Origin of the sequence: Dawidia soli (assembly GCF_018598185.1) — a bacterium.
Taxonomy (GTDB): Bacteria; Bacteroidota; Bacteroidia; order Cytophagales; family Cyclobacteriaceae; genus Ohtaekwangia; species Ohtaekwangia soli.
Window position 1 is genome coordinate 133,088 of record NZ_JAHESC010000017.1, and the last position, 6,171, is coordinate 139,258.

Genomic DNA, 6,171 nt, shown 5'->3' on the forward strand with positions numbered 1-6,171 from the left:
GTAAATTGCTATATTTGCCCCGCCGTATGCAGAAAAAACTTATCCTCGACACCGACCTCCTCGATATCACGATAAGTCGTCTTTGTCAGCAATTGATTGAAAATCACGGTTCTTTTTCTGAAACGGTCGTCATCGGCATGCAGCCGCGGGGCATTTACGTAGCCGAGATCATCCACCAGAAGCTGGAAAAGCTGGTGAAGAAAAACATTCCGCTGGGCTACCTGGACGCCACTTTTCACCGCGACGACTTCCGCCGCCGGGAGATTCCGGTGAAGGCCAACGAAACACGCATCGAGTTCACCATCGAGGGTAAACAAGTTGTGCTCGTGGACGACGTGCTCTTTACGGGCCGCACGATCCGCGCCGCCATGGATGCCATGATCACCTTTGGGCGTCCCAAGAAAGTAGAACTACTCGTTCTGATAGACCGGAAATATACACGCGAGCTGCCGGTAGCGGCAGACTATGTCGGCAAGGCCGTGAACACGCTTTCGTCGCAGCGCGTGCTGGTGGAGCTGGAAGCACAGGGGCATAAACAAAATAAAATCTGGTTGATCAATAAGGACTAAAGGGCTATGTCGAAACTCAGTCAAAAACACCTGCTTGGCATTAAGAACATTACCCGCGAAGACCTTGAGCTTATTTTTGAAACCGCTGAGAATTTTAAAGGCGTCCTGAACCGCCCCGTCAAGAAGGTGCCCTCGTTGCGCGACATCACCATCGCCAACGTTTTTTTTGAGAACTCCACCCGTACCCGTCTTTCCTTTGAGCTTGCCCAGAAAAGGCTTTCGGCCGACGTCATCAATTTTTCGGCCTCCAACAGCTCGGTAAAGAAAGGCGAGACCCTGCTCGATACCGTCAACAACATCCTGGCCATGAAGGTGGACATGATCGTGATGCGGCATGCCAGCCCGGGAGCGCCGCACTTCCTGGCCAAACACATCAATGCGAACATTGTCAACGCCGGCGACGGCACGCACGAGCACCCTACCCAGGCGCTGCTCGATGCCTTCTCCATCCGCGAGAAGCTCGGCTCGCTGGCCGGCAAGAAAGTGGCGATCATCGGCGATATTTTGCATTCACGCGTGGCCCTGTCCAACATCTTTGCATTGCAGAAGCTGGGCGCCAAGGTAATGGTATGCGGGCCGCCCACCCTGCTGCCGAAGTTCATCAGCCAGCTGGGCGTTGAGGTAGAGCTGGACGTACGCAAGGCGCTGCTGTGGTGCGACGTGGCCAACGTGCTGCGCATCCAGCTGGAGCGCCAGCAGATCAAATATTTCCCTTCGCTGCGCGAGTACTCCCTGTACTACGGCATCAACAAAAAGCTGCTCGACAGCCTCAAGAAGCCGATCCTGATCATGCACCCCGGGCCCATCAACCGCGGCGTGGAGCTGAGCAGCGACGCCGCCGACTCGGCACATTCCATCATTCTCGACCAGGTCGAGAACGGCGTGGCGATCCGCATGGCTGTGCTGTACCTGCTGGCCGGTGCAAATGCCTGAAACACCGTTGGCGTAAGCCAAAACCATTCGATTCCTTTTTCGTATTTTTACCTACTCTGAAGACGCTATTCGTATGATCTATAATTCCATTATCGAAACGATCGGCAATACCCCGATCGTCCGGCTTAACAACGTGGTAAAGGGAATACCCGGCACCATCCTGGCCAAGGTAGAATACTTCAACCCCGGCAACTCGACCAAGGACCGCATGGCCATTAAAATGGTGGAAGACGCCGAGAAGGCCGGCCTGCTCAAACCCGGTGGTACGATCATCGAAGGCACGTCGGGCAACACAGGCATGGGCCTCGCCCTGGCGGCCGTGGCGAAAGGCTATCGTTGCATCTTTACCATGGCCGACAAACAATCGCAGGAAAAGATCAACATCCTGAAAGCCGTAGGTGCCGAAGTGATCGTGTGCCCTACGAACGTCGCCCCCGACGATCCGCGCTCGTATTATTCCGTAGCGCGCAAGCTCAACAAAGAGATCCCCAACTCGATCTATCCGAACCAATACGACAACCCGTCGAACGCCGCGGCGCACTATGCCACCACGGGGCCCGAGATCTGGAATCAAACCGGCGGCAAGATCACACACTATGTCGCAACGGTAGGTACAGGCGGCTCTATGTGCGGCACAGCCCGCTACCTGAAAGAGCAGAATCCCAACCTGGTGACCGTGGGCATCGATACCTATGGGTCGGTGTTTAAGAAGTATAAAGAGACCGGCATCTTCGACGAGAATGAAATTTACCCGTACCTCACCGAAGGCTTTGGCGAAGACATTCTGCCCAAGAACGTAGACTTTGACGTGATCGATACCTTCATCAAGGTAACAGACAAAGACGGCGCCATCGCGGCCCGCCGGCTGTCGCGCGAAGAAGGTTTGTTTGTGGGTTGGTCCAGCGGCTCGGCCCTGCACGGTGCATTGGAATACGCGCGCGAAAACCTGAAGAAAGACGATGTCATGGTCATTCTGCTGCCTGACCACGGTACGCGTTACCTGGCCAAAGTATACAACGATCAATGGATGAAAGACCACGGCTTCCTCGAAACCCGTGCGTTTGGCTCGGCGCGCGACATCATCAACCGCCGCGCGAGCAAGGACAGCCTCATTACCGTGGGCAAAGACGCCAAGGTGAGCGAAGCCATCCTGTTGATCAACCGCCAGGGTATTGACCAGATACCGGTTACCGAGAACAGCCACTTTGTGGGCAGCGTAAGTGCTTCCAGCCTGCTGGAAAAGATCATCCAGGACCCGCAGCTGCAAGCCAAGCCGGTGGGCGAGGTCATGGATAAGCCGATGCAGTTTGTGGCCCCCGACAGCACGCTGGACGTTCTGTCGTCATTGCTGAACAAAGACAACAAGGCGGTACTGGTACGCGACGACTCCGAGAAAGTACATATCATTACGCAGCACGACGTGCTGCAGGCCATGACGAGCTAAGATTTTGGAGGACTATTTGTCCTCCAGAATCTCTATTTCCACCCGCACATTTTCCTGTGCCCGGTTGCTCATCTTGTCGTAGAGCGGGCGCTTGCCACCCCACGCTTTTATTTCCATACGGTCAGGTTCGATGCCATCGTGGATCAGGAAGTTCTTGATCGCCTGGGCACGTTCTTCCGATAACGCTTTTGCCGTGCCAAAGCCTTCTTTGGTGCCTTTCAGCGCAAAGAATTCCGTACTTCCCTCGGGCATGGAGATGATCTTACCGGTAGCATTGCCGTTGGTGTGGCCATGGATACGGATCTTATACTTCGGATTTTCCTTCATCATGTCGCGCAGGCTCTGTACTTCGTAACGCGACTCGGGACGCATGACGGCGGCATCGCGGTAAAAGAGCACATTGAACATGACGGAGATATCGCCCTTGCGCAGTCGTACCAACCCGAACGGTATCTCTACAGCGCCGTCGGCGTTGGTCTCGATGCCTTCGCCTTCCGGCTTGTTATAGTATAGATTGATCTGCTGCTTGCGATAGCCAAAAACCTCGGCTACCAGCCCGACGCTGTCGGTCTTGCTGGCGGGGTCTCCCACCTTCACGACTTCGTTGCCTTTGTACTCTCCTATTTTCCGCGCGCGGTCCAGGTCGATGGCTTTCACGGCACCTTCCACCTTCGCATTGTCGGTGGCACGGTAGAGGTGAAAGATAAAGGGCTTGCCCGGCTTACCGTCGTCGATAACCTCGGATTTCTTTTCAGGCTCCGGCTCGGGCAGTGGCGGTCCGGCGACGTTAGCTATTACCGGCTCCGTTGTGACGGGGGTGGGCTCCTTCTCCTTCGGCACCTGCTCCATTTTCTGTTGGGTGTCGGGGTTGATGTCTACCCCCATGCTTTTCTCGGGAGACGACGCTGTCGTTCCTTGCTCGAGCGAGCCACTGAATACCCAGGTGTCGGTAAGCTCAGACTCGGCCCGCAACCGGCGTGCTTCCGAGATGGCCGCCGCACGGTCTGTGGTCCGCAGCACGTATACATAATACAGCTTCCGCACCGGGTTGAGCTGGATCGTGGCGTGCAGGCTTAGATCGTGATTGGCATGTTGGGAAAAGCGGATCGCATTGCGTTGATACTTAAATGCTCCGATGACGACATAATTCTGCGCATCGTCCAGGCTTTGCTCCCGGTAGATGGCATAGGCAGGCTGTACCGTAAGTACAGAAAAAACTCCTGCCAGTGCGGAAAAAAAGAGGGTCTTCATGACTCACTGGCTTTGTAAAGAATATTAAACCAATACAAATTTAGTAATGATTCAACAAAAGTCAATTAATTAACTACTTATCAGTTATTTACATTTTTGACAACACTTCAAAGCGTTGCTCCAGCATATCGCCGCTTTCATCTATGATAGTAAGTGTATGGCGGCCCTGGGAGGGCCGGACCGTAAGGTGATGATGGCGTTGGGTGCTGCCCAGGTACTCGCCGTCCAGGTGCCAGAACACAGTGGCCTGGGGGTTGCGGTGCGCCAGCTCAAAGACGGCATCCCCCAGCTGGCCGTTAAGATCGCGGGGAATATAGAGGCGGGCGCCGGGCTTGGGATAGATCATATCCATGGCCGCTACTGCAGCCGACGGCTGGCAATCCTTGCGAAAGGGCGGCAGGGAGCGGTACGACACATTGTGCGGACGGAAGTAATATTCCTGGGCCGGCGGCAATACAAACCAGTTCACTTCCACCATGCGGTCTACCGGCTCGCAGTTGCTGTGTACACGATACTTTCGGTCGGCCGACAAGTGTACTTTGCGGTGCATGGGACAGACCCCCGTTTGCAAGCCGCGGGAATGTACCCAGCGGGTTATTACCTCGTCGCATAACGGGCTGTTGCGATAGCCGCTTTTGGCGCAGACGGTGATCTTCGTCATTTCTGCTTCCGGCCGCCGGAACCAACGGTTGCCGGGGAGCTGCGAAAATATATCAAACATCACCGGCGCCGCGGCGTCTGTACCCGTGAGTCCGGGGCGCCCTTCGCCGTCGGCATTGCCTACCCATACCCCTACGACATAGTCGGGCGTTACGCCCACGGCCCAGCCGTCGCGAAAGCCGAAGCTTGTGCCGGTCTTCCAGGCGATCTTTTTAGCGCTGGTAAAATAACGCCACCCGGACTCCTCGCCGGGCCGGTATACTTCTTTCAGCGCGTCAAAGGTTTGATAGATCGATGCGGCATCCAGCGCCGAGGTCGCTTCTGCCGCCACGACGGTGGTGTCGGGCACGGCCAGCCGGTAGGTCAGCGGGTGTATATCGCGCGGTATATATTTATTCGCGCCCGCTACTGTGAAATAACGATTGAGCGTACGGGCCATGGAGGCATACATGCCGGCGACGTCCCACAGGGTGCCTTCGGCGCCCCCCAGAATGAGTGATAACCCATAATGGTCGGGTGGGTGCTGCAAGGTAGTCATGCCGAGGTCTTTTAACAGCGAATGGAATTTTTCATACCGGTAATTGCGCAGCATGTTCACCGCCGGCACGTTGAGCGAGCGGATCAGGGCCCGGTCGGCGGCCACCGCACCGTCGTAGTCCTTCGAGAAGTTCTTGGGTGTAAAGCCGTTGATGAAGATGGGAATATCGGGCAGCAACGTACCGGGCAAGATCTTTCCTTCTTCCAGCGATGCGGCAAAGAGAAAGGGCTTGAGGATGCTGCCGGTGCTGCGCGGCGCGCGGGCCACGTCGACATCGTCGCCGCGGTAGTTGCGTGTATTGCTGACGTTGCCAACGTAGGCCAGTACCCGGCCCGTGGCAACCTCGGCGACAAGGGCGGCGCCGTGGTGGATCTGGTTGCCCAGCAACCGCTGGTGGTGGTCTTGCAGGATCTGCTCGACGCGTTGCTGCAGGTGATGATCCAGCGTCGACCGCAGCCGCTGGCCGGCGAGCCCTTCCTGCTGCATCCGCGCCAGCAGGTGCCGTGCCTGGCGCGGCAGGGGGAGCGGCTCTTCGGGTATGGGTTCTTCCTGCGCCAGCTGGCAGGTAAAGGCGTCTATATGGCCCAGGTCGCGCAGCTTCTCCAACAACCGGTCGCGTTTGGCGTTGCGCTGGTCGCGGGTGGGCCCGGGGGGGCTCAGCGCGGGCGCGGTGGGCCCCCCCCCCCGCCGGGCGCGGGGGCGGGTCCCCCCGCCCCCCGCCGCCCCCCCCCGCCACCGGTGCCCCGTATGGCGGCAGTCTCCCGACTGCCTTGAGA

Annotated in this window: 5 protein-coding genes; 3 read left to right on the plus strand and 2 right to left on the minus strand. The window is 57.2% G+C overall.

Translation table 11 applies throughout. The features are described 5' to 3' along the window. Positions 1-26: 26 nt before the first annotated feature. From pyrR to KK078_RS13435, 3 genes are all read left to right on the plus strand, one after another. Positions 27-569, plus strand: coding sequence for a bifunctional pyr operon transcriptional regulator/uracil phosphoribosyltransferase PyrR (gene pyrR / locus KK078_RS13425; protein WP_254090794.1), 543 nt, complete (start codon positions 27-29; stop codon positions 567-569). A gap of 6 nt (positions 570-575) precedes the next feature. Continuing rightward, positions 576-1,502, plus strand: coding sequence for an aspartate carbamoyltransferase catalytic subunit (locus KK078_RS13430; RefSeq protein WP_254090795.1), 927 nt, complete (start codon positions 576-578; stop codon positions 1,500-1,502). A 73-nt stretch (positions 1,503-1,575) separates the two neighbouring features. Further along, positions 1,576-2,946, plus strand: coding sequence for a pyridoxal-phosphate dependent enzyme (locus KK078_RS13435; RefSeq protein ID WP_254090796.1), 1,371 nt, complete (start codon positions 1,576-1,578; stop codon positions 2,944-2,946). 12 nt (positions 2,947-2,958) lie between these two features. On the opposite strand, the gene KK078_RS13440 is transcribed toward KK078_RS13435, so the two are convergent. Further along, positions 2,959-4,197 (minus strand): OmpA family protein, encoded by a 1,239-nt coding sequence (locus tag KK078_RS13440; RefSeq protein ID WP_254090797.1) that lies wholly within the window; start codon positions 4,195-4,197, stop codon positions 2,959-2,961. Between the two features lie 88 nt (positions 4,198-4,285). Further along, positions 4,286-6,171, minus strand: a 1,886-nt coding sequence (locus KK078_RS13445) for a penicillin-binding protein 1C (protein WP_254090798.1), incomplete at its 5' end; no start/stop codon positions are given.